Genomic DNA, 22,444 nt, shown 5'->3' with positions numbered 1-22,444 from the left:
AAATTAAGCTGGAAACGGCCTTTTCTTTGGCTGGCTTCCTTACCGGTCAACTCCACTCATTCCATAAAACCCCGCTTCGGCGGGGTTTTTGTTTGGATTAACACTGATAACGTAAGGCGTCGACAAACAACGAAAATGCGGTGGTGTGTTGTCTGCGGCTTGGATAATAGAGGTAATAACCGGGGAACGGTTCACACCACTCCTCCAGTACTCTGATTAAACTGCCATCGGCAATCTCTGTTTTTACCGTGTCTGCTGGCACCATTGTTAGGCCAAAACCGATGGTTGCGGCGTCAATACGTTGTCGTAAACTATTAAACGTCAGTTGTCCGTCGACTCGCACTTTTAGCTCTCTGCCCGCTTTTTCAAATTCCCATGCATATAGGCCACCCATCGTTGGCAGGCGCATATTGATGCAACGGTGATTCTGCAAATCAGCCGGTGTGACAGGGATGTCGTATTTAGCCAGATATGATGGTGAGCCAACGACGGCCATACTCATGTCCGCGCCAATTCGCACCGCAATCATATCTTTTGCGACTTGTTCTCCAAGGCGGATACCTGCATCAAAGCGGCCAGTCACAATGTCGGTTAAGGTGTTATCCACCGTGATTTCCACATTAATATCAGAATATTCCACCAGGAATGATTTCAGCACTGGCCAGAGAATTGAATCGACAGCATGTTCTCCGGCGGTGATGCGGATGTTACCTGCGGGCCGGGCGCGCATTTCACTTAACGCATCCAGTTCACTTTCAATTTCGGCAAAACGTGGCCCAAGGCTGTTTGCCAGCCTTTCCCCTGCTTCGGTTGGCGCGACACTGCGGGTAGTTCGGGTTAGTAAGCGAAGTTCAAGGCGCTCTTCCAGCCCGCGAATAGAGTGGCTTAACGCTGATTGCGAAACGCCTAATTTAGCCGCCGCTTTGGTGAAGCTACGTTCTGTGACCACCATGAGAAATGAAATTAAGTCGTTAAAATTCTCTTTTAACATCAGGAATGCCTGACCGATTAGCGAATGGTATTTTCGAGTATAGCTATATTTATGAATTAAATTCATATACCCATGCACATTTATCCCTCTAATACTCAGCCCAGGCATTTGCTACCTTTTCTGCAACCGATATTCATTTGGCGAATGCCTTGTGATGGTAAATAACAACCGATAGGGGTAAAGACAATGCAAAAGCGCAGACTAGGTCGCAGTAATCTGGAAGTATCAGCAATGGGTTTAGGCTGTATGGGGATGAGTTTCGGTTATGGCCCGGCTGCGGATAAGCAGGAGATGACGTCCTTACTGCATAAAGCGGTAGATCTGGGGGTAACATTCTTTGATACCGCCGAGGTCTACGGGCCTTACACCAATGAAGAATTATTGGGTGAGGCGTTGGCTCCATTGCGTGACAAAGTGGTGATTGCCACCAAATTTGGCTTTCAGGCCGATCCTAACGGCGGGCCGAAATGGATCGGTTTGAATAGCCGACCAGAACATATCAAAAGAGTGGCAGAAGCGTCACTTAAGCGCTTGAAAACCGATGTTATTGACTTGTTCTATCAACATCGCGTCGATCCGAACGTGCCGATTGAAGATGTGGCCGGCGCGGTTCAGGATTTAATCAAAGAGGGCAAAGTAAAACACTTTGGCCTATCCGAGGCTGGAGCGGCAACAATTCGCCGTGCCCATGCTATTCAGCCGGTGAGTGCATTGCAAAGTGAATATTCCTTATGGTGGAGAAAGCCGGAGCAGGAAATCATTCCAATGTTGGAGGAGCTTGGGATTGGTTTGGTGCCTTATAGTCCACTGGGTAAAGGCTATCTGACCGGTAAGATAAGTGAGTCAACGCAGCTTGCCAGTGATGATTTTCGTAGCACGCTGCCACGCTTCACACCGCAGGCATTAAAAGCGAATCAGGTATTGATTAGCTTGATTCAGGAAGTGGCCCAGCAAAAGGGCGCGACACCGGCACAAATCGCGTTGGCATGGTTATTGGCACAAAAACCGTGGATTGTTCCGATCCCCGGTACGCGTAATTTGCATCGGTTGGAAGAGAATCTGGGGGCGATAAATGTAGAATTGAGCGCTGCTGACTTGCAAGAGATTGATAGTGCGGCAGCAAAAGTGACCTTAACCGGTGAGCGCTATCCTGAAGCTCTGGAAAAACTCACTGGATTGTAATCTGCCCGCTGGGTTAACTCGGGTGGAACCTCGTGTTCCTCCCATTAAGTATTGACCGGATTTACCGCCCTCATTCACTCAGGCAAATCAATCAGCAGCGCCCGCAGTGGGGTTTCAGCTTTAATCACCAGATGCTGCTCTTCTCGCACAAACGCGCCGTCACCGCAGGTCAGTCGCTGTGGCTCATTGCTTTGAGGGCCTGCCACGGCGACGGTTCCATGAATGGATTGCAGATAAGCTCTGGTACCGTGCAAATGAATCGTATGTTGTTCGCCGGCGGCTAAATCCAGATGATGTACCCATACTTGCTGGCGCAGTGTCAGGCTGCCGTGCTCACCATCAGGCGAGGCCAAAAGCCGTAATGGTTGTGTACATAATGACAGCCGCTGAGCTGGATTATTTTCCTGTTTAGGACAAGCATTCAGCCATAATTGCATTCTGGTCAATGGCTTATCACTGTTTAGATTATGTTCGCTATAGCTGACGCCGGGCTGGGTGGAGAACAGCAGTACATCACCAGTTTTAGCGCTCACATGGTTACCCAAGCTGTCCCGATACTCTGCATCACCTTGTAAAATCAGGTTCAGAATATCGACAGGTGGGTAGGTTTTTGGTTGGAAGGCCGCACCCGGTGCCAGCACTTCCTGATTCAAAACGCGCAGTGAAGCGTAACCTAATAATTTAGGATCAAAATAGTGGCCAAAAGAGAAAGTATAACGCGCCTGAAACCAACCATAGTCAGCTTGCCCGCACTGTTTTGCTGTTCTGCATGTGATCATGATTGTTCTATCCCAATATTAATCGATAAACAGATGGTAATCGTCTGGACGCCGGATTGTTAGCCAGTTAATCTGGTCGCAATATTCAAATTTCCTGATTGAGAAGAATAATGGCTAAAGATCGGGCGCTAACGTTAGAAGCATTAAGAGTGATGGATGCCATTGATCGCCGTGGCAGTTTTGCGGCAGCGGCCGATGAGCTGGGTCGTGTGCCTTCTGCGTTGAGCTATACCATGCAGAAGTTGGAAGATGAACTGGATGTGGTGTTATTTGACCGGTCAGGGCATCGCACAAAATTTACCAACGTCGGGCGCATGTTATTGGATCGCGGCAGGGTGCTGTTGGAGGCGGCTGATAAGCTGACCACGGATGCCGAGGCATTGGCACGCGGTTGGGAAACTCACATCACTATCGTCAGCGAGGCGTTATCTCCGGCGTGGAAGTTGTTCCCCCTTATCGACAAATTGGCACTTAAAGCCAATACCCAAGTGTCTATTTTTACTGAAGTATTAGCCGGTGCATGGGAGCGACTAGAGCAGGGGCGTGCCGATATCGTGATTGCACCAGATATGCATTTTCGCGCATCTTCGGAGATTAACAGCCGTAAACTGTATAAAGTGACCAGTATTTATGTTGCCAGTCCGGATCACCCCATTCATCTGGAACCAGAGCCGCTCTCTGAGCTTACGCGGGTAAAATATCGCGCCGTTGCTGTGGCAGATACGGCCCGTGAGCGCCCCGTTATTTCGGTACAACTGTTGGATAAACAGCAACGGCTCACTGTCAGTACCATTGAAGATAAGCGGCGGGCATTGTTAGCGGGCCTGGGGGTTGCAACCATGCCGTATGAGATGGTAGAGAAAGACATTGAAGCGGGGCGCTTAAAGGTTGTCGGGCCGGAATATAGCCGTGAGGCCGATATTATTATGGCATGGCGGCGTGACAGTATGGGTGAGGCCAAGTCGTGGTGTCTGCGCGAGATCCCCAAACTGTTTGCGAATAAGTGAGCGGCGACAGTGTGTTAACCTGTTACTAAGCAAAACGGGTATCTCGGCCATGCGGCTCCAGCAGGTCTTGCTGTGGGCCGATGGAAATAATACCGTAAGGGTTGATGGTGCCGTGGCTGCGATAGTAATGATGACGAATATGGGCAAAATCTACCGTTGCGGCGATTCCAGCTATCTGGTAAATATCGCGTAAAAAGCCATATAAGTTGTGATAATCGCTGATACGGTGCTTATCACACTTAAAATGCGTGACATACACTGAATCAAAACGCACCAGCGTAGTCCATAAACGCAAATCGGCTTCAGTTAACTGCTTGCCGGTCAGATAACGTTGTTTTGCCAGAATTTGCTCTACTTTGTCCAATGCATCGAACAACACATTTACCGCTTCGTCGTAGGCGCTCTGCGTGGTAGCAAACCCCGTTTTATAAACACCATTATTGACTTGATCGTAAATCCAACCATTGATGTCATCAATATATCCACGTAATACAAGCGGATAGTAATCACCCGCTTTTGCCCCTACGCTATCGAAAGCACTATTGAACATGCGAATAATATCGGCAGATTCATTACTGACAATAGTTTGCTGCTGTTTATCCCATAACACCGGCACTGTCACGCGCCCACTATAATGGGGGTCTGCGCGCAGATAGAGTTGATACAGATAATCAAGCTGATACAGCTCATCGCCAGTGGCTGCGGGGAAGTCGCTGTCGAATGTCCAGCCATTCTCCTGCATCAGCGGATGCACCACTGATACTGAAATCAGTGATTCAAGCCCTTTCAAGCTGCGCATTAATAAGGTGCGGTGCGCCCACGGGCAGGCGAGAGAAACATATAAATGGTAACGATGTGCCTCGGCTTTAAAACCGGCGTTACCTTGCGGGCCTGCTTGACCATCAGCGCTAACCCAATTGCGGAACTGTGATGTGGAACGTTTGAAGTGGCCGCCGGTAGATTGGGTGTCATACCAGATGTCTTTCCACATGCCGTCTATGAGCTGCCCCATTCTATCCCCTTCGTGCTAGCTGATCTCGTTTACCCGAATCACTGACCTGAGTCAGCTCATCGGGATGCATTCGTTTGCTGCCTTTCTGTAACGACAATGACTTTGGGTTAAAGCCGTGTTACCACTTCTTACCCAGCAGGCGGTCGATACTGAAACCACCTGGGCCGGCAACAGCAAGGATGATGAAACCACCCGCGATGGTCAGATTCTTCATGAACATCAGTTGGTTAACGCTTTCCGCAAAGTTAGTATGGAAAATCAACGCGGTCAGAATAGTGAAACCGGCAGTAAACAGTGCGGTAGTACGGGTCAGGAAACCGAACAAAATCGCCAAACCACCGCCAAATTCCAACAAAATAGTCAGTGGCAGGAAGAAGCCGGGAACGCCCATTGCCTGCATATACTGTTGGGTGCCAGCGTAGGCATCACCCATTTTGCCGTAACCGGCCACAATAAACAGAATGGGTATCAGAATGCGTGCTACCAACAGGCCAGTATCTTGTAATTTGTTCATCGAGACTTCTCCAAAAAGTTTGTGTGTATTAATGCCTGGCATCTGCGGGCGCTAATTTTTTTTGGTTACTTGCTGGTGTTATCCCGCAAGCTCCCTGGGTTGATAAGTAAGAGTTGATGAGGGAATGTTAGTGGAGAAGTTGGGAAGTTGTTAGCAAGTAAAACTGTCGTTTTTTATCAAAAAAACTGAAGTGACAGCGTTGAAGCTCTCAGAGGTGATATTCGACGGGCCGCACGGTGCCTTAAGGCGATAAACCGTAAGGCAATACAAACAGGGGAATGGGTAAGCAGAAACCGCAAATTAGCGCGAAGAAAAAGTCCGTCGAAACAACTGGATAGTACCCCATGCACTGACTGCACGTCGGGACCAGCGGATAAGTTTGCTTGGATGACGAACACCGTACAGAGCCACTAAGCTGGAGCCAATCATCAAATATTTTCGCATACCGACAATCTGCGCCCAGCCACGATCGTATGGCGCGGTAACGTCAATCCAATGTGCAGTACTATTCGCGAGATCCTCTCTTTGCTGTTGGATCTTGCGTAACAACGCTTCCTTTTCTTGTGCTAATTGGCGGCGGCTCAATGGTCTTTCTCCAGTAGCTCGCGGTCTGTTTCCAATTGCTTACGGGTAGAACCCAGCAATGTGGAGCGGCGCGCCTTGGTGAGTGTCCAGATAACACCTATCAATGCCAGTGATAGTAACACCGCGGTGGTTGTGGCTAACGCCATTAAACGATAGGCGGGATCAATAGCCCAGATGACCAATACCAGTAGGCTCATTAAACCAAAAGCGGTAAACAGCAGGGTAATACCCGCCATTATCAGCAACTGAATCAGTGTTGCTTTTTCCTCTTCCAGTTCAATAATGGCCAGTCGGACACGGGTTTCAACCATCCCGACCACGATAGTGGCAATGCGATGGACAGTATCGAGGACCCCTTTACCGGGGCCCTGCACCTTAGGAATTTCTGCCATAATCAGCGACGGGACAACAGAACGCCCAACACCACACCAACCGCAGCACCAATACCTACGCCAGTCCACGGGTTGTCACGAACATAAGTGTCAGCTTTATCAGCAATTTCTCTGCTTTGAGCCGCGATTCTGTCACCGGTTTCGCTCAAGCGCTCGCGCGTATCTTTCAGTGCATTTTCCGCTTTGGCGCGTAATTTTTCTAACTCAGCTTTTGGCTTGTCGGTTGAAGATTGCAGCACTTCTTCCAAAGTATCTGCCAGTGACTTAAGTTCAGCACGTAAATGTTCAGAGGTTTTATCTTGTGGCATGTTATAGCTCCTTAACATAACTGAGATGAATAACAAACGTAGCGGATTTTCTGATGAGTTTAAAGGTTAAAAATCCGAAAAACTCACCGGATAATACAAGTATCTCGTATTTAAAGACGGTTGCTCGAACGTGATGCGGTACTTAAAACTGGCGCTGTTACTTCTGTGCCTTGGCTTGTTTCAGTTCAGCTTGTGCTTCAGCTAACTTCTTCTGTTGCTTGGCAATTTTACTGGTATCGCCTTTTTGCTGAGCCTCTTTTAACTCTTCCTGACGCTCAGAGACTTTTTGCTGTTTTTGTCTGATCTTTTTCTGCCGTTCAGCTTTCAGGCTTTCCACCGTACAATTGCTTTTCACTTCTTTTAACGCCGTTTCCAGACCTGCGGCGCGGTTTGTATTGCCATGCTGTTTGGCATAATCAATCTGTTGTTGGATTTCTTGGGCTTTGATATCGCATTCATTAGTGGCGGCAGCTTGGGCAAAGCCACAAAAAGCAATAATCGGTAAAACCAACAACAGAGAACGACGTAACAACATAGTAGAGCTTCCTTTTACAACGGGATTCAAGGGTGAGACAGGTTGCCGTGGATGTTTAATCATAGCGCTGAATTATGTGATACCCAAGTTTACCACTGGATTTTTTATATATTAATCAGATATCAGCAGAATTAATATGTAGGGATGGGAGGTGTGTCCTCCCCTTTATGACCGCTACCCCAGATTTTGCATACTACTTCTAAAGGCGGGCAGCAGACGTTGGCGTTTCTTCGATTCACTCGAAATAATCACATAGCCGCTTGGCAATATGTCTTGCAGCGCCTCTATAGCTTTCTGCTGCTGCTCCGGTGACTCCAGACTTACCACCAGACTTTCATTCTCCGGTGTGATGCTCTTGATGCGGATACCGCGTTGATCAAGATGTTGGTATAGATAAAACCCATCTGGTAATGACAGCCCTTGCTGGTTTGGCCTGATTTTCAATGCACTCTCGGTACACATGATAAGCGGCGTAAACAACAGGGCTACCAATAAAAAAGCGGCAGTTGGGACGAGAAAATAGTACCAGACTGGGCGACCAATACGGTCCCTGAGGTTAATCACTCTGGGTTACCTTTGTTCTTATCATCGCCGACTTGAGCCGGGGCCGGATGTTTTTTTCGCCAAAGTACATACAAGGAACCCACCAGTCCGATGACCAGTAATGCCAGTGGCAATAACATCAGGAAGAACATCACTTCGTCTTCGTATTTCAGGAATACCGGTGTTTTGCCAAAGGCAAAGCCCATCGTGGTCAGAATCAATACCCACAGTAATCCGCTCATCCAGTTAAAGAATTGAAAACGGGCATTACTCAGGCCAGAAAGACCGGCAATTGTTGGTAGCAAGGTACGCACAAACGCCAGAAAACGGCCCACCAGCAATGCCGATAAACCATGACGGTGGAACAAATTATGCGCACGCTGATGGTAGTGGGCCGGTAGATGCGCCAGCCAGCCTTGCACAATTTTAGTGTTGCCCAGCCATCGCCCTTGAATATAGCTGAGCCAGCATCCGAGGCTGGCTGCGGTGGTTAGCACGACAATCGTGACAGGGAAACTCATCGCACCTTTTGCAATCAGCACTCCCACCAGAATCAGCAGACTATCGCCCGGTAAAAAAGCCGCAGGAAGCAAGCCGTTTTCCAGAAAAAGTATCATAAACAGCAGGATATAGATGGCCCAAACCAGAGACGGGTTCGCCAGTGTCTCATAGTCTTGTGCCCACAGAGCATGTAAGAGTTCTTTAATGATATCCATCTGGTATTCCTAAAACGTCATTGTTATATGCCCTTAGTACTTGACACTACACAGGGGGTAGCGGCTTTTACTCACCTGAACCACTTACTCGTAGTAGACCTTACTATAAATAAGTTTATCGGGGCTAATGAGCCTCTTTGAGCCTTACCCTACGGGCCTGTGCCAGCGCGGTTCAAAATGGTTTACAACCAATTTACCATTCGCTTGCAGCCTACCTGTAACACCAATTACTTTGGGTATATCTGTTAGTTTATAAACACGATCCACGATGATGTCCGGTAGTTTCGTGTTTTAGCGATGGTTTTGATAAATGGATTCAGGGCAAACCAATTCGCTGATATCTAAAGGTAAGTTCACTTTCTGTTATAGCCGCTTCAGCACGACAACAACATAGAACTCATCACACCGTCATGGTGGTAGGTCAGCATCCCGCTATATTGAATATTACTCTCTTTCCAGCCGCCCACACGATTTTGCTGTGTCGATGCATGAAATATCCAGTTGGAATAGTTAAGCAGTGGCTGTGATTGCCGCGGCTGTTTATAGATTTCATCTGCCCGGCGGGTATGGAACATCCCGTGATAAGCAGCGGGCCAGGGCCAGGTATTATTGGCTGATGAGGGATTCACCAAACCGGTAAATTTTGTCGCACCCAGTCGGTTTTTTATCGCCGTTTTTTTGACGGGAACACCCAGCAGGCGCAATTGAGGATGCGCGGCCTGGTTTTGTAGGTTCAGATAGGGTGGAAACGAACTGAAAGACAGTGTGCGATGGCTTGACGAGTCGCAGTCAGGTGAAATCTGGCTCAGCGCAGATAACGACATACCTGTTGAGAGAGGATGCACGGGCAATAGCAATTTGCCTGAGACCGCATTGGCCCAGCAAGATACGGCAATAAGCAGAGCAAACAACCAGCGCATATATTTGCGTTTCGCTCCCAAAGCATCCGAATAAAAAAGTACTGCCACTTTAGCAAAATAGCGGGATATGAAACAGGGAAATATAGATATCTATTGGGTGGTTATTGAACAAGAGTTTAAAAAACAGGCGTGAGGCTGACATTTTCTGACAGAACTCAACATTTACTGACTGTAACGCGGGATAATCACACAGTGAAGTGAATGAATAGTGCCAATTCCCTTCCTGCGGATTATCTATTAGTGGGCTGCGCTCAGTTTTTGCTGTCGGTAGCCATGTTGTTATTCATCATCAGGTTATCGAGATGAACCACCGGGTTCTCTGTGAACAGGTAACGATCGACATTAAATTCAAAATCATCCGTTGTGGCGCGGAACAGCATCTGCTTGGTGTTTTCCAGATGTTGCCACATGGCAAGCTTACTGGCGTAAGGATCTTTACGCATCAGCGCCTCAAGGATCCGGTCGTGATCTTCGCACCAGCTCTCGATCGACTTATCATCAATGTGCTCGTGCAGTTTAATCCAGTAAGGGTTATGTACCCGCTGGCTCCACATCTTCTCGACAATCGTGGCCATCGCGGTATTCTGCGTTGCCAGTGCCACTTGTACGTGGAATTTGAGATCCCATTGCGAGTCGCGAAAACGATCTTCCTGCCGCGCATGTTTTTGAATTTCAATTAATTGTACAATATCTTGCCGGGTCACTTGCGTGGCGGCGAATTCCGCAATATTGCTTTCAATCAACTGGCGCGCCTGCAACAGCTCAAACGGCCCTGCGGTGGCAAATTCAATGCTTTGGTTGGGCATCACCAAATGTTTTTGTTGATTCGACATCACATGGATGCCGGAACCCTTGCGCACTTCTACATAACCTTCCACTTCCAGCATGATTATCGCTTCACGAACCACGGTTCGGCTGACATTCATTTCTTCGGAAATGTAGCGTTCTGCTGGCAATTTATCACCCACCGGATAAACACCCGCTTCGATACGCCGTTTCAATTCTGCGGCTAATTGCTGGTACAACCGTCTGGTTTCTGTGAATTCCATGATTAAGGCTCTTGGGATCAATTGAGGCGGCAAAATTAGCGGCTCATTTTGTCTGGAAGGCATGATATCCCGCAGGGGATACAATAGGACTTGTTATACCACTTATCCCTATTGGGTTCTAGTTATTGCTATCACAGTTATGATGGAAAAGGTGCGGTAAATCGATGACGTTTAGACAGTAAAAAGCCCGGTAAGTGTCTACCGGGCTGCTAGCATTTATAGCTTAATTATGGTGATTGGAATTAGTTCTGCCCGGCTGGCGTTTGTTGCACCGGATCGGTGGCCGGTTCTGCTGCCGGGCGGTTTTGTAGCACCGTCCAGATGACCACCACTGCGAGCACATCAAATACAGCCAATGCAGCAAACAGTGGGCTGAAGCCCATCGTATCGGCCAATGCCCCGACCACCAGAGCGAACAACGTACTGGCAGTCCAGGCCGCCATGCCGGTAAGACCATTCGCGGTGGCAACTTCGTTACGGCCAAAGACGTCAGAGGACAAGGTGATCAGTGCGCCGGACAGGGATTGGTGGGCAAACCCGCCGACACACAGCAAGGCGATAGCCGCATAAGGGCTGGTAAACAGGCCAATAGTCCCTGGCCCAATCATCAGCAACCCCCCCATTGTTACCACTAACTTACGAGAAACAATCAGATTAACTTTGAAGTGTTTTTGGAACAAAGGCGGCAGGTAACCACCCAGAATACAACCCAGATCAGCAAACAGCATTGGCATCCAGGCAAACATCGCAATTTCTTTCAGGTTAAAGCCATAAGCTTTGAACATAAACAGCGGGATCCAAGCATTGAAAGTACCCCAGGCAGGTTCTGCCAGAAAACGTGGGATAGCAATGCCCCAGAACTGACGGTTACGGATAATCTGCATTGCAGACATCTTTTTGGCGTTCGCTGTCGAGTGCTGTGCTTCCTGACCACTGAGGATGTACTCACGCTCTTCATCTGACAGTTTTTTCTGGTCTTTCGGGTGTTTGTACAGGATTAACCAGGCAATGGCCCAAATCAGACTGAGCACGCCGGTGATGATAAATGCCATCTGCCAGCTATGCATCACGATTGCCCACACCACTAATGGAGGCGCTATCATACCGCCGATAGAAGAACCTACGTTGAAGTAGCCCACGGCAATGGAACGTTCTTTTGCCGGGAACCATTCACTGGTCGCTTTCAGACCCGCAGGGATCATCGCCGCTTCTGCCGCACCTACTGCACCACGAGCGATAGCTAAACCACCCCAACTGCTGGCTAATGCGGTACTCATACAGAATATGGCCCACATCACGGCAAACATGGCATAACCGACTTTCGTCCCCATTACATCCAGGATATAACCGGCTACTGGTTGCATTAAGGTGTAAGCGGCTGAATAAGCAGCGATAATATAAGAATATTGCTGTGTTGTGATATGTAACTGCTCTTGCAACGTCGGTGCAGCAACTGCAATCGCATTACGTGTTAAGTAACCCAATATTGTGCCGACGGTGACCAAAGCGATCATATACCAGCGTAAGCCTTTAATTTTACGCACCATTTCTAACTCTCTCCCAGTCTAAGATTACTGCTATGAAACGCGTTCTGTCGTGGCGTTTCATGGCGCAATTTGGTTCACCCGACATTGCTGTGCATGAGCTAGCCACACACTGAGTAATACCTTTTTATTCGAGTTAAAGCCGCAGTGCTGTCAGCGACTCTTATTCTTGCTTATTCCCATCCAGGCCAAATCTGCACAATCAGTAAGAAAATTCGTACGAGATGACTGAGGGCGACGCAACAATAACTTGTCATACAGATTTAAAAGTTGAGTGATATCACAAAAACCACTTTTCAATTAGGGAATAATAGAAGCCAGCAGACTTAGTGCCGCAAGGGACTATATGGACTATAAATGTTGAGTATTTGTTCTTTTTGTTAGGTTTTTGCGATCAATCTCTATAAGAAAGTACTGGACGATAGATGAAATTGGTGTGATAACTTTGCGATAAAGAAAGCAGAACTCAAGATGTACTCATGTGAGGAACATAATATGTCGCAGTTTTTAACCGAAGACTTTTTACTGGACACTGAATTCGCTCGTCGTCTGTACCATGACTATGCTAAAGATCAGCCTATCTACGATTATCACTGTCATTTACCGCCGGAGCAGATCGCCGAAAACACCCGTTTTAAGAACCTGTATGACATCTGGTTGAAAGGTGACCACTACAAATGGCGGGCAATGCGAACTAACGGTGTTGCGGAGCGTTTTTGTACTGGTGATGCCAGTGACCGCGAGAAGTTCGAGGCTTGGGCGGCAACGGTTCCTCACACTATTGGCAACCCACTATATCATTGGACACATCTTGAACTGCGCCGCCCATTTGGTATTACAGGTAAGTTATTGTCCCCAGCTACCGCTGACGAAATCTGGCAGCGCGGAAACGAACTACTGGCTCAGGATAGCTTCTCTGCTCGCGGTATCATGCAGCAGATGAATGTGAAAATGGTCGGAACCACTGACGATCCAATCGATGACCTGCGCCACCATAAAGCGATTGCCGCTGATGACAGCTTCAATATCAAAGTGTTACCAAGCTGGCGTCCGGATAAAGCCTTCAACATTGAAGCCGCCGGTTTCAACGACTATATGCAGCGTCTTGAAGCTGCCGCTGACACTTCAATTAGCCGCTTTGCCGATTTGTGTACTGCGCTGAATAAACGTATGGACCACTTTGCCGCCCACGGTTGCAAAGTCTCTGACCATGCACTGGATGTCGTGGTTTACGGTGAAGCTGATGAAGCCACGTTAGACGCAATCCTGGCGCGCCGTTTGGCTGGAGAGCAACCAACTAGCCAAGAGATCGCGCAATTTAAAACCGCAGTATTGCTGTTCCTGTCTGGCGAGTATCACCGCCGTGAATGGGTTCAGCAGTATCACATTGGTGCACTGCGCAATAACAACAGCCGCATGTTCAATCTGGTAGGGCCGGATATCGGTTTCGACTCGATTAATGACCAACCGCTGGCACAGCCTTTATCTCGCTTATTGGATGCACAGGGCCTGCGCAATGCACTGCCAAAAACCATCCTTTACTGCTTGAACCCCCGCGACAACGAAGTGATCGGCACTATGGTCGGTAACTTCCAAGGCGAGGGAGCTGCGGGGAAAATGCAGTTCGGTTCTGGCTGGTGGTTTAACGATCAGAAAGATGGGATGCAGCGCCAAATGACCCAATTAGCACAACTTGGTTTACTAAGCCGCTTTGTTGGGATGCTGACCGATAGCCGCAGCTTCTTGTCTTATACTCGTCATGAATACTTCCGCCGCATCCTATGCCAGATGATTGGCCGCTGGGTGGCCGACGGCGAGGCTCCGGCAGATATTGAGCTGCTGGGTTCAATGGTGAAAAACATCTGCTTTGATAACGCGAAGGAATATTTCGCCATCGAACTGTAATCGCCGCACTGTTTTAGTGATGAATAGATAACAATAATCACGGGGCTGCATATCAGCCCCATATAATATTAACTCATTGTTTATTTAACGCCCGGCGGCGTTATGAGGTAAACCCTGATGCAAACCCTGAATCGCCGCGACTTCCCCGGCCGCAGCCATCCTGACAAGATTATCCAATTTGGCGAAGGCAACTTCCTGCGTGCTTTTGTGGACTGGCAGATTGACTTGCTGAATGAACACACTGATCTGAATGCTGGGATCGTGGTGATTCGCCCAATTGATAGCGATTTCCCACCTTCGCTCAGTACACAGGATGGCCTATATACTGCGGTGATCCGTGGTTTGAACGAGCAGGGTGAAGCGGTGCGTGAATCCCGCCTGATCCGCTCAGTTAACCGTGAAATCAATATTTACCATCAGTTCGATGAATATCTGGCGCTGGCGCGTGATCCTAATATTCGCTTTATGTTTTCGAATACCACCGAAGCCGGTATTGCCTGGAATGAAGCGGATCAATTCAGTGATGCACCGCCGAGTTCTTTCCCCGCCAAACTCACTCGTCTGCTGTTCGAACGTTTTGAGCATTTTGACGGTGCCGCCGATAAAGGCTGGGTGCTGTTGCCTTGCGAACTGATTGATTACAATGGTGAAGCGCTGCGCGAACTGGTGCTGCGGTATGCCAGTCAATGGCAGTTGCCGGCGGCATTCACCCAATGGCTAACTGAAAACAACACGTTCTGTTCAACATTGGTAGACCGTATCGTGACCGGTTATCCGCGTGACGAAGTTACTGCTTTGCAAACTGAACTGGGCTATCAGGACAGCTTCCTCGATACCGCTGAATACTTCTATCTGTTTGTTATTCAAGGGCCACAATCGTTGGCGCAAGAACTGCGTCTGGATCAATTAGATCTGAATATACGTATCGTTGATGACATAAAACCCTATAAAGAACGCAAAGTTGCCATTCTCAATGGTGCTCATACTGCATTAGTACCGGTCGCTTATCTGGCGGGGCTGGATACTGTCGGCCAGACGATGGATGACGCACAAATCAGCCGCTTTGTGGAAAAAACCATTACCGAAGAAATTGTTCCGGTACTGGATCTGCCGGAAGACGAGTTGTTGTCATTCTCTCAGGCGGTACTGAGCCGTTTCCGCAACCCGTTCATTCAGCATCAGCTATTGTCTATCTCATTGAATAGTATGATAAAATTTCGCACGCGTATCTTGCCACAACTGCTTACTTATCAGCAGCAGCAAGGCAAGTTGCCGCCGCGCCTGACTTTCGCGCTGGCAGCACTGATCGCCTTCTACCGTGGTGAGCGTGATGGGCAAACTTACCCATTACAAGATGATGCCCACTGGCTGGAACGTTATTCCACCCTATGGAATGGGGTAAAACACGGTGACAGCACTTTGGCGGCGTTGGTGAACAGCGTGCTGTCTGACCGCGACCATTGGGGGCAGGATTTGACCGCAGTGCCACAGTTGGCGGCTCAGGTGACAGAACAACTGCAAACCATTCTTGACCGCGGAATGAGAGCGGCAGTAGCGGCATATAGCTAAAGGTTTAACTATGCAAAGTATTATAAAAATTCATCCGCTGGATAATGTCGCTGTCGCGCTGCAAGATCTGGCCGCAGATGAGGTGATTGAGACCGGTGAGTTCAGTGTCAAGCTGGCTCAACCTGTGGCTCGTGGTCATAAGTTTGCTTTAACGGCTATCGAGCCGGGCCAGATGATCGTTAAGTATGGTTTGCCGATCGGCCATGCTTTAACGCTGATAGCGGCAGGCGAACATATCCATTCGCAGAATGCCAAAACCAATCTGAGTGATTTGGACGAGTATCAATATCAGCCAGAATTCAGTGAACTGCCACCGCAAATGGCGGATCGTGAAGTGCAAATCTATCGCCGTGCCAACAGCAATGTGGGCATTCGTAACGAGTTGTGGATAGTTCCGACGGTGGGTTGTGTGAATGGCATCGCCCGTCAGATCCAACAACGTTTCCTGAAAGAGACGCAAGACGCTGAAGGTATTGATGGCGTTTATCTGTTCAGCCACCCGTTTGGTTGCTCACAGTTGGGTCAGGATCATGAAAACACCCGCACCATGCTGCAAAACATGGTACGCCACCCCAATGCAGGTGCGGTGCTGGTGATTGGTTTGGGTTGTGAAAACAACCAGGTAGACGTTTTCCAAACGACTTTAGGCCCGGTTGATGAAAATCGCGTGCACTTTATGGTTTGCCAGCAGCAAGATGATGAAGTTGAAGCGGGTCTTGAGCATTTACATGCGCTGTATCAGGTGATGCGCCATGACGTTCGGGTGCCGGGCAAGCTAAGTGAACTAAAATTCGGTCTGGAATGTGGCGGCTCCGATGGCTTATCGGGGATTACCGCCAACCCTCTGTTGGGGCGCTTCTCCGACTATGTGATTGCTAATGGCGGCACCTCAGTATTGACCGAAGTACCCGAAATGTTCGGTGCGGAACGTATTCTGATGAGCCGTTGCCGCGATGAAGCAACCTTTGAAAAGACTGTCAGTATGGTCAATGACTTCAAACAGTACTTTATTGCGCACAACCAACCGATTTATGAAAACCCATCGCCGGGCAATAAAGCCGGTGGTATCACCACACTGGAAGAGAAATCGCTCGGTTGCACCCAGAAGGCGGGTCAGAGCAAAGTGGTCGATGTATTGAAATATGGCGAACGCCTGCAACGCCCTGGTTTGAACTTGCTCAGTGCGCCGGGTAATGATGCGGTCGCCACCAGTGCGTTGGCGGGGGCGGGTTGCCATATGGTGCTATTCAGTACTGGCCGAGGCACACCTTACGGTGGCTTTGTACCGACAGTGAAACTGGCGACCAACAGTGAGCTGGCGGCGAAAAAGCCCCACTGGATCGATTTCGATGCGGGCAAGCTTATCCACGGCACCTCAATGGACAGCCTGTTGACTGAGTTTGTCGATCTGATCGTCGATATTGCTAACGGCAAACCGGCGCGCAATGAAGTGAATGACTTCCGTGAACTGGCTATCTTTAAAAGTGGCGTCACCTTGTAAGTATTGTGTCTTTTGATTAATATGAAACGGCGTTTTATTTTTATGAATTAAATGCCGTTTGCTTATTAATTTGTACGGTCACCGTACATCAGGATTTTCCACCATGACCCTCTATTGGTTTGCTCAAGCCATTGGTGTACTGGCATTTTTTGTCGGTATTACCATGTTTTTCAACCGCGATGAGCGGCGTTTCAAACTTCAACTCTCTGCTTACAGCACCATTATCGGTTGCCATTTCTTCCTGATGGGAGCCAGTGCTGCCGGGAGTAGCGCTATGCTTAATGCGCTACGAAACCTTGTGGCCGCCAAAACCCGCAGCAGTATTGCCATGATGGTATTTATCCTGTTGACGTTGGCTTTTGGTTTCTGGCGTATGCAGCACGCAATCGAGATATTGCCGATTTTTGGCACCGTTATCAGCACTTGGGCACTATTTCGCACCACGGGCCTGACCACCCGCTGCGTGATGTGGGTATCTACCGTCTGCTGGGTTATCCATAATGTCTGGTTGGGTTCTATCGGCGGCTCATTGATTGAAGGCAGTTTCTTACTGCTTAACGGCTTCAATATTATTCGTTTTTATCGCCTGCAACTGAAAGGGATAGACCCATTCCTGACGGAGAAGAAAGGGGAAAAAGACATAGTGAAAAAAGCAGAAGTCGCATAGTGAAAATGGGGGCAATAAAGCCCCCAACGCTTATCTTTGTGACGCGATTTAGACCGATTTACGGCTCGCCAATGGGTCTGGGTTAGCCAGTCTGGCATCGTCAGCCTGGCAGGCTGCGGCGGTAAACAGCACGTCGGTTGAGGAGTTCAGCGCGGTTTCAGCTGAATCCTGCAATACGCCGATGATGAAACCTACAGCAACTACTTGCATGGCGATTTCGTTCGGAATACCGAACATGCCGCACGCCAGCGGGATCAGTAACAGCGAGCCACCGGCTACGCCAGATGCACCACAGGCACAGACTGCCGCGACTACGCTCAGCAGCAGAGCCGTTGGCAAATCAACTGGAATACCCAGTGTATGAACTGCCGCCAGTGTTAGCACGGTAATGGTAATTGCCGCACCCGCCATATTGATGGTGGCACCCAGCGGAATGGAGACGGAGTAGGTGTCTTCATTCAGATTCATCTTCTTGCACATTTCCATATTAACGGGAATGTTGGCGGCAGAACTGCGGGTAAAGAAGGCGGTAACACCACTCTCACGCAGGCAGGCAAACACCAACGGATAGGGATTACGGCGGATTTTCCAGTAAACAATCAGTGGGTTAACTACTAATGCCACCAGTAACATACATCCAATCAATACCACTAATAACTGTGCATAGCTCACTAACACGCCAAAACCTGTCTCTGCCATCGTGGACGCCACCAGGCCGAAAATACCCAGCGGAGCGAAGCGAATAACCACTCGCACCACTTTGGTCACCGCATCAGACATATCATTTATGAGTGCTTTCGTTGTATCCGCAGCATGGCGTAAGGCGATCCCCAGCCCCACGGCCCAAGCCAGAATACCGATATAGTTGGCATTAAGCAGCGCATGGATTGGGTTGGCAATTATGCTGCTCAACAAGCCTTTAAGGACTTCGACAATTCCACTTGGCGGGGTGATTTCGGCAGTATTCGTGGCCAGAATCAGAACCGATGGGAATATAAAGCTAACCACCACGGCAATAAGCGCGGCTGAAAAAGTGCCTAACAGATATAAGAACAAAATAGGGCGGATACTGGTCTTTTGGCCCTGTTTATGGTTGGCAATAGAAGCCATTACTAGCATCAATACCAATACTGGTGCGACGGCTTTCAATGCGCCAACAAATAATGTGCCTAACAGACCCACAGCCATTGCAGCTTGAGTTGAGACTAATGCTAAAACGATGCCGGCGATCAGGCCAACAAGTATCTGTTTAACTAAACTGCCGCGAGCGATAAGCCCGATAAATCCAGATGGTGTCTTTTCCATAGTTTCCGGTGATACCTCTTCCCAAGTTAAACTTGTTTTATTTTTTGCTATTTATCACCCAAGCCGGAACGGGGCTGAGTGGTTATTCTTCACACCTGTAACTTAATATTATTTGTAACTGGGTGTATTTGCTTTGTCAGTATAAGGGAATCTATTGAGCAGGAAAGAGCCAATCAGCAAAATACAATGCGGATCAATATTTCATAACATTTTGTTTACATTTGTGTGATCGCAATAACATTTGGCTGTTAAGGTGATATGCGAGATAAATGCGGGGCAAGACTTACCCCGCATAAGAGATTGTAGCGTTGGAGTGCTTATTTATGGGCAGATTTATCCGCTACGGAACGGCGGTCCGCACGATGATTCACCCAAGCGTTAATCAGTAATGTCAGGGCTAAAATACCCGCCACGACGCCTAATGAAATGCTGATCGGGATATGGAATAGATCGATAATCATCATTTTGGTACCGATAAACACCAGAATCACGGCCAGACCATATTTCAGCATCGAGAAACGTTCGGCCACATTTGCCAATAAGAAGTACATGGCACGCAAGCCAAGAATCGCAAACAGGTTAGAGGTCAGTACGATAAACGGATCGGTGGTCACCGCAAAAATAGCCGGGATACTGTCGACGGCAAAGATAACGTCACTCAACTCAACCAGAATCAGCACCAGCACCAGCGGCGTCGCGTAGATCAAGCCATTTTTGCGCACAATAAAGCGGTCGCCATGCAGCTCGTCGGTCATGCGCAGATGATTGCGGATCCAGCGAACCAACGGTTTCTCGCCAATCGGCGTATCGTCTTCTTTCGCCAATGCCATTTTGATCCCGGTAAACAGCAGGAAAGCACCGAACAGATACAGAATCCAACTGAATTGTGATACCAGCCAGCTACCTGCAAAGATCATAATGGTTCTTAGCACGATAGCGCCCAGAACACCGTAAATCAGCACTCGACGCTGTAAATTGGCAGGAACGGCGAAGTAGCTAAACAGCATTAGCCAGACGAAGACATTATCGACCGCGAGCGCTTTTTCGATCAGGTAGCCGGTCAAAAAGGCGAGAGCTTGTTTGTCGGCAATTTCGCGACCGACTGTCTCTGCCAAATACCACCAGAAGCCGGCGTTAAACAGCAACGATAAGCTAACCCACACTAGCGACCAACAGGCAGCCTGACGCAGTGTCATGGTTTGCGAACCACGCCGTCCCTGTGCCAGTAAATCGATGGCGAGCATAATTGTCACTACGACAGCAAAACTACCCCACAGTAAGGGAGTACCCACGGTATTCATCATTTATAAACCTCATAAAAACAAAACGGCCAACGTCGGAAGACGCCAGCCGCTATGTCTGAGCTGCAAGCAAACCTCGCCTTCCGGCAAGGTCTCACTTACAACATCTGATGATGTATTAGCCCCGAACAGGTGCCTGTACATCATGAGGTTGCCCGGTAACCGGGTGCTTTCGCACCGTAATGACGGCTGACCGGCAATGAAGTTACTCCCCTTTGCCGCGCAAAAATAATAGAAAATGGGCTGTTGGTCAATCACTGAAAGCAAATTAACTGACAGCCGGTGGCTGGGTATCGGCCGGGAAGGTAACACCGGTTTGGCGGCGGATGTCAGTTTGGATACGTGATGTCAGCAATGATAGCTGTAATCCATCGTGTTCCACCTGATTGTTTTCCACCAGATTGGCAAAAACCTCAGCTTCATACAGCATAGTATTAATGTGCTGTGGCTGCGTCAGATCTTGGGAATGGCTGTCGCGTGGAGTAAAAGCAACAGACAGGCATTCAGAGATACTTTCGATAACCAGTGAACCGGCTTCCCCCTGAATTTCACTTGGGATATCTGACTGACTCACTTTTGAGTGAATAATAGCCACATCGAAATCACCGTAATTCAAGATGACGGTACCGTGCGCATCGACACCACTTGGCAGCAGACTGGCGCTTGCCAACACGGATTTCGGCTTGCCCCACAATGCCAATGCACTGGCCAGACAATAATAACCAATATCCATAATTGAACCGTTGGAAAATGCCGGATTAAAGGTATTGGGGTTTTCGCCATTCAGATAACGCTGATAACGCGATGAATATTGGCAAAAATTAATAAAAGCTTTGCGCATTTTCCCTATGCGCGGTAGCGATTTTTTTAACTCAATAAAGTTAGGCAGATAGGCGGTTTTAAAGGCTTCAAACAACACCACTTGATGCTGGCGGGCGCAGGCAACCAAGGACTCAACTTCAGCCAGATTTGATGACAGTGATTTCTCACAAATAACGTGCTTCTTATGGCTGAGGAAGAGGTGTGCCTGAGAGTAATGCAGTGAGTTTGGGCTGGCAATATACACCGCGTCAATCTGATCGCTGGCCGCAAGTGCTGCCAGATCAGTGAAGCATTCAGTGACGTTATAGTCATCACCAAACCCTTGAGCTTGCTCCAGCTTGCGGGAATAAACCGCCACCAGTTTCATTTTCCCACTTTCATGGGCAGCATCGACAAAGCGTGCCGTGATCCAGTTGGTGCCAATAACAGCGAAGCGAATCATAGTGAACTCCATTCCTATAGAATAAAAACACGGTGAATCGCCAAATGGCATACTCCGTAGAGCCACTGTTTGCTTTCTTGGCGAATATTATTTGTAAATCAAATACTAGTAAATTGTGCCAAATAGATCCAAGTGTGTCAGATAGAGGCGCGTATCAAATTCTAACTGATGATATTGCGGCTCCATATGGCAACACAAACTGTAGAATGCTTTGTTGTGATCTTTCTCTTTCAAATGCGCTAACTCATGGACCACAATCATTTTCAGGAAGGCTTCTGGCGAGTTTTTAAACACTGTTGCTACGCGGATCTCTGCCTTGGCTTTCAATTTACCGCCTTGCACTCTGGAAATAGCCGTGTGTAGGCCGAGTGCGTGCTTCATCACTTGAATTTTACTGTCATAGGCCACTTTACTCAGTGGCTGGGAATTGCGTAGATATTGGTTTTTTAAATCAATCGTATATTGGTACAGCATTTTATCCGTTTTGTAATCATGTGGTTGCGGATAGCGCTGACGTAATACATTGCCCAGCCGCTGCTCAGTGATGAGCTGACGCACCTGAGATTGTAAGTGTTCGGGGTAGCCTTGCAGATAAGTCAGTTCCTGCATATGCGTTTGTTCTACCTAATTTAATGAAGTTATTGATGGTTGTATTAGGACGATAATAGCGTTTTCCTACTGTTTAGACAAAATCCTATTGTTTAGACAGAACTCACTCCTTGGATAACCTCTAATCGTTAGTTACAAAGGCTCAATACCAACATCATTAAACTTGAATGAGTTTCTTCTCGTTCATACTTAACCCTTAACCCTTAACCCTTAACCCTTAACCCTTAACCCTTAACCCATTTAGAG

23 protein-coding genes are annotated in these 22,444 nt (G+C 48.3%); 6 read left to right on the top strand and 17 right to left on the bottom strand.

Going from position 1 to position 22,444, the window contains the following annotated elements; genetic code table 11:
* Nucleotides 1-97: 97 nt before the first annotated feature.
* The gene (locus AT01_RS09840; RefSeq protein WP_042547028.1) at nucleotides 98-991 is read right to left on the bottom strand and encodes a LysR family transcriptional regulator; all 894 of its coding nucleotides are present in this window, start codon (nucleotides 989-991) and stop codon (nucleotides 98-100) included.
* Between the two features lie 186 nt (nucleotides 992-1,177).
* Between AT01_RS09840 and AT01_RS09835 the strand changes: the two genes are divergently transcribed.
* Nucleotides 1,178-2,173 (top strand): aldo/keto reductase, encoded by a 996-nt coding sequence (locus AT01_RS09835; protein WP_042547027.1) that lies wholly within the window; start codon nucleotides 1,178-1,180, stop codon nucleotides 2,171-2,173.
* Between the two features lie 74 nt (nucleotides 2,174-2,247).
* Here AT01_RS09835 and AT01_RS09830 read toward each other — a convergent pair whose 3' ends face one another.
* Complete coding sequence (locus AT01_RS09830) at nucleotides 2,248-2,952, bottom strand: pirin family protein (RefSeq protein WP_042547026.1); 705 nt, start codon at nucleotides 2,950-2,952, stop codon at nucleotides 2,248-2,250.
* 110 nt (nucleotides 2,953-3,062) lie between these two features.
* Between AT01_RS09830 and AT01_RS09825 the strand changes: the two genes are divergently transcribed.
* Nucleotides 3,063-3,959, top strand: coding sequence for a LysR family transcriptional regulator (locus AT01_RS09825; RefSeq protein ID WP_042547025.1), 897 nt, complete (start codon nucleotides 3,063-3,065; stop codon nucleotides 3,957-3,959).
* 25 nt (nucleotides 3,960-3,984) lie between these two features.
* Here the strand turns inward: AT01_RS09825 and AT01_RS09820 are convergent, their stop codons facing one another.
* The 11 genes from AT01_RS09820 to AT01_RS09770 all read right to left on the bottom strand — a co-directional run bounded on the left by AT01_RS09820 (nucleotide 3,985) and on the right by AT01_RS09770 (nucleotide 12,080).
* On the bottom strand, nucleotides 3,985-4,971 hold the full coding sequence (locus AT01_RS09820; protein WP_042547024.1) for a glutathione S-transferase family protein: 987 nt from the start codon (nucleotides 4,969-4,971) through the stop codon (nucleotides 3,985-3,987).
* Between the two features lie 118 nt (nucleotides 4,972-5,089).
* Entirely contained in the window at nucleotides 5,090-5,485 is a 396-nt protein-coding gene (locus AT01_RS09815; RefSeq protein ID WP_042547023.1) for a DoxX family protein, read from the bottom strand.
* 300 nt (nucleotides 5,486-5,785) lie between these two features.
* Nucleotides 5,786-6,070 (bottom strand): YqjK-like family protein, encoded by a 285-nt coding sequence (locus tag AT01_RS09810; protein WP_042547022.1) that lies wholly within the window; start codon nucleotides 6,068-6,070, stop codon nucleotides 5,786-5,788.
* Complete coding sequence (locus tag AT01_RS09805) at nucleotides 6,067-6,462, bottom strand: phage holin family protein (protein ID WP_004705306.1); 396 nt, start codon at nucleotides 6,460-6,462, stop codon at nucleotides 6,067-6,069. The genes AT01_RS09810 and AT01_RS09805 overlap by 4 nt, the downstream gene beginning before the upstream one ends.
* Before the next feature lie 2 nt (nucleotides 6,463-6,464).
* The gene (locus AT01_RS09800; protein WP_004705304.1) at nucleotides 6,465-6,770 is read right to left on the bottom strand and encodes a DUF883 family protein; all 306 of its coding nucleotides are present in this window, start codon (nucleotides 6,768-6,770) and stop codon (nucleotides 6,465-6,467) included.
* 157 nt (nucleotides 6,771-6,927) lie between these two features.
* Entirely contained in the window at nucleotides 6,928-7,305 is a 378-nt protein-coding gene (locus AT01_RS09795; protein WP_042547021.1) for a DUF1090 domain-containing protein, read from the bottom strand.
* Between the two features lie 174 nt (nucleotides 7,306-7,479).
* Nucleotides 7,480-7,869 carry an EnvZ/OmpR regulon moderator MzrA gene (gene mzrA, locus AT01_RS09790; protein WP_042547020.1) on the bottom strand — a complete coding sequence of 130 codons (390 nt, stop codon included), beginning with the start codon at nucleotides 7,867-7,869 and terminating at the stop codon, nucleotides 7,480-7,482.
* Complete coding sequence (locus AT01_RS09785) at nucleotides 7,866-8,564, bottom strand: DedA family protein (RefSeq protein ID WP_004705297.1); 699 nt, start codon at nucleotides 8,562-8,564, stop codon at nucleotides 7,866-7,868. The genes mzrA and AT01_RS09785 overlap by 4 nt, the downstream gene beginning before the upstream one ends.
* A gap of 374 nt (nucleotides 8,565-8,938) precedes the next feature.
* Nucleotides 8,939-9,484: a hypothetical protein gene (locus AT01_RS09780; protein WP_042547019.1), complete on the bottom strand. Its 546-nt coding sequence runs from the start codon at nucleotides 9,482-9,484 to the stop codon at nucleotides 8,939-8,941.
* A 251-nt stretch (nucleotides 9,485-9,735) separates the two neighbouring features.
* Complete coding sequence (gene exuR / locus AT01_RS09775; RefSeq protein WP_042547018.1) at nucleotides 9,736-10,533, bottom strand: transcriptional regulator ExuR; 798 nt, start codon at nucleotides 10,531-10,533, stop codon at nucleotides 9,736-9,738.
* 242 nt (nucleotides 10,534-10,775) lie between these two features.
* Nucleotides 10,776-12,080: an MFS transporter gene (locus AT01_RS09770; RefSeq protein WP_042547017.1), complete on the bottom strand. Its 1,305-nt coding sequence runs from the start codon at nucleotides 12,078-12,080 to the stop codon at nucleotides 10,776-10,778.
* A 492-nt stretch (nucleotides 12,081-12,572) separates the two neighbouring features.
* Here AT01_RS09770 and uxaC point away from each other — a divergent pair, with 492 nt between their 5' ends.
* From uxaC to AT01_RS09750, 4 genes are all read left to right on the top strand, one after another.
* Nucleotides 12,573-13,982: a glucuronate isomerase gene (uxaC, locus tag AT01_RS09765; protein ID WP_042547016.1), complete on the top strand. Its 1,410-nt coding sequence runs from the start codon at nucleotides 12,573-12,575 to the stop codon at nucleotides 13,980-13,982.
* A gap of 117 nt (nucleotides 13,983-14,099) precedes the next feature.
* Nucleotides 14,100-15,551 carry a tagaturonate reductase gene (locus AT01_RS09760; RefSeq protein ID WP_042547015.1) on the top strand — a complete coding sequence of 484 codons (1,452 nt, stop codon included), beginning with the start codon at nucleotides 14,100-14,102 and terminating at the stop codon, nucleotides 15,549-15,551.
* A 10-nt stretch (nucleotides 15,552-15,561) separates the two neighbouring features.
* A complete protein-coding gene (locus AT01_RS09755; protein ID WP_042547014.1) occupies nucleotides 15,562-17,052 on the top strand; it encodes a UxaA family hydrolase in 1,491 nt (496 codons plus the stop codon).
* A gap of 103 nt (nucleotides 17,053-17,155) precedes the next feature.
* Nucleotides 17,156-17,719 carry a YgjV family protein gene (locus tag AT01_RS09750; RefSeq protein ID WP_042547013.1) on the top strand — a complete coding sequence of 188 codons (564 nt, stop codon included), beginning with the start codon at nucleotides 17,156-17,158 and terminating at the stop codon, nucleotides 17,717-17,719.
* Between the two features lie 48 nt (nucleotides 17,720-17,767).
* Here AT01_RS09750 and sstT read toward each other — a convergent pair whose 3' ends face one another.
* From sstT to AT01_RS09730, 4 genes are all read right to left on the bottom strand, one after another.
* Entirely contained in the window at nucleotides 17,768-19,024 is a 1,257-nt protein-coding gene (gene sstT, locus AT01_RS09745) for a serine/threonine transporter SstT (RefSeq protein ID WP_004705281.1), read from the bottom strand.
* A gap of 317 nt (nucleotides 19,025-19,341) precedes the next feature.
* Complete coding sequence (locus AT01_RS09740) at nucleotides 19,342-20,328, bottom strand: TerC family protein (RefSeq protein WP_042547012.1); 987 nt, start codon at nucleotides 20,326-20,328, stop codon at nucleotides 19,342-19,344.
* A gap of 265 nt (nucleotides 20,329-20,593) precedes the next feature.
* Nucleotides 20,594-21,589: a Gfo/Idh/MocA family protein gene (locus AT01_RS09735; RefSeq protein ID WP_042547011.1), complete on the bottom strand. Its 996-nt coding sequence runs from the start codon at nucleotides 21,587-21,589 to the stop codon at nucleotides 20,594-20,596.
* A 105-nt stretch (nucleotides 21,590-21,694) separates the two neighbouring features.
* Nucleotides 21,695-22,198, bottom strand: a complete 504-nt coding sequence (locus AT01_RS09730; protein ID WP_042547010.1) for a M48 metallopeptidase family protein — start codon at nucleotides 22,196-22,198, stop codon at nucleotides 21,695-21,697.
* Nucleotides 22,199-22,444: the final 246 nt, after the last annotated feature.

It is taken from the genome of Yersinia aldovae 670-83 (assembly GCF_000834395.1).
Taxonomy (GTDB): Bacteria; Pseudomonadota; Gammaproteobacteria; order Enterobacterales; family Enterobacteriaceae; genus Yersinia; species Yersinia aldovae.
The sequence above is the reverse complement of the archived record's forward strand: the minus strand, read 5'-3'. Positions and strand labels throughout refer to the sequence as shown.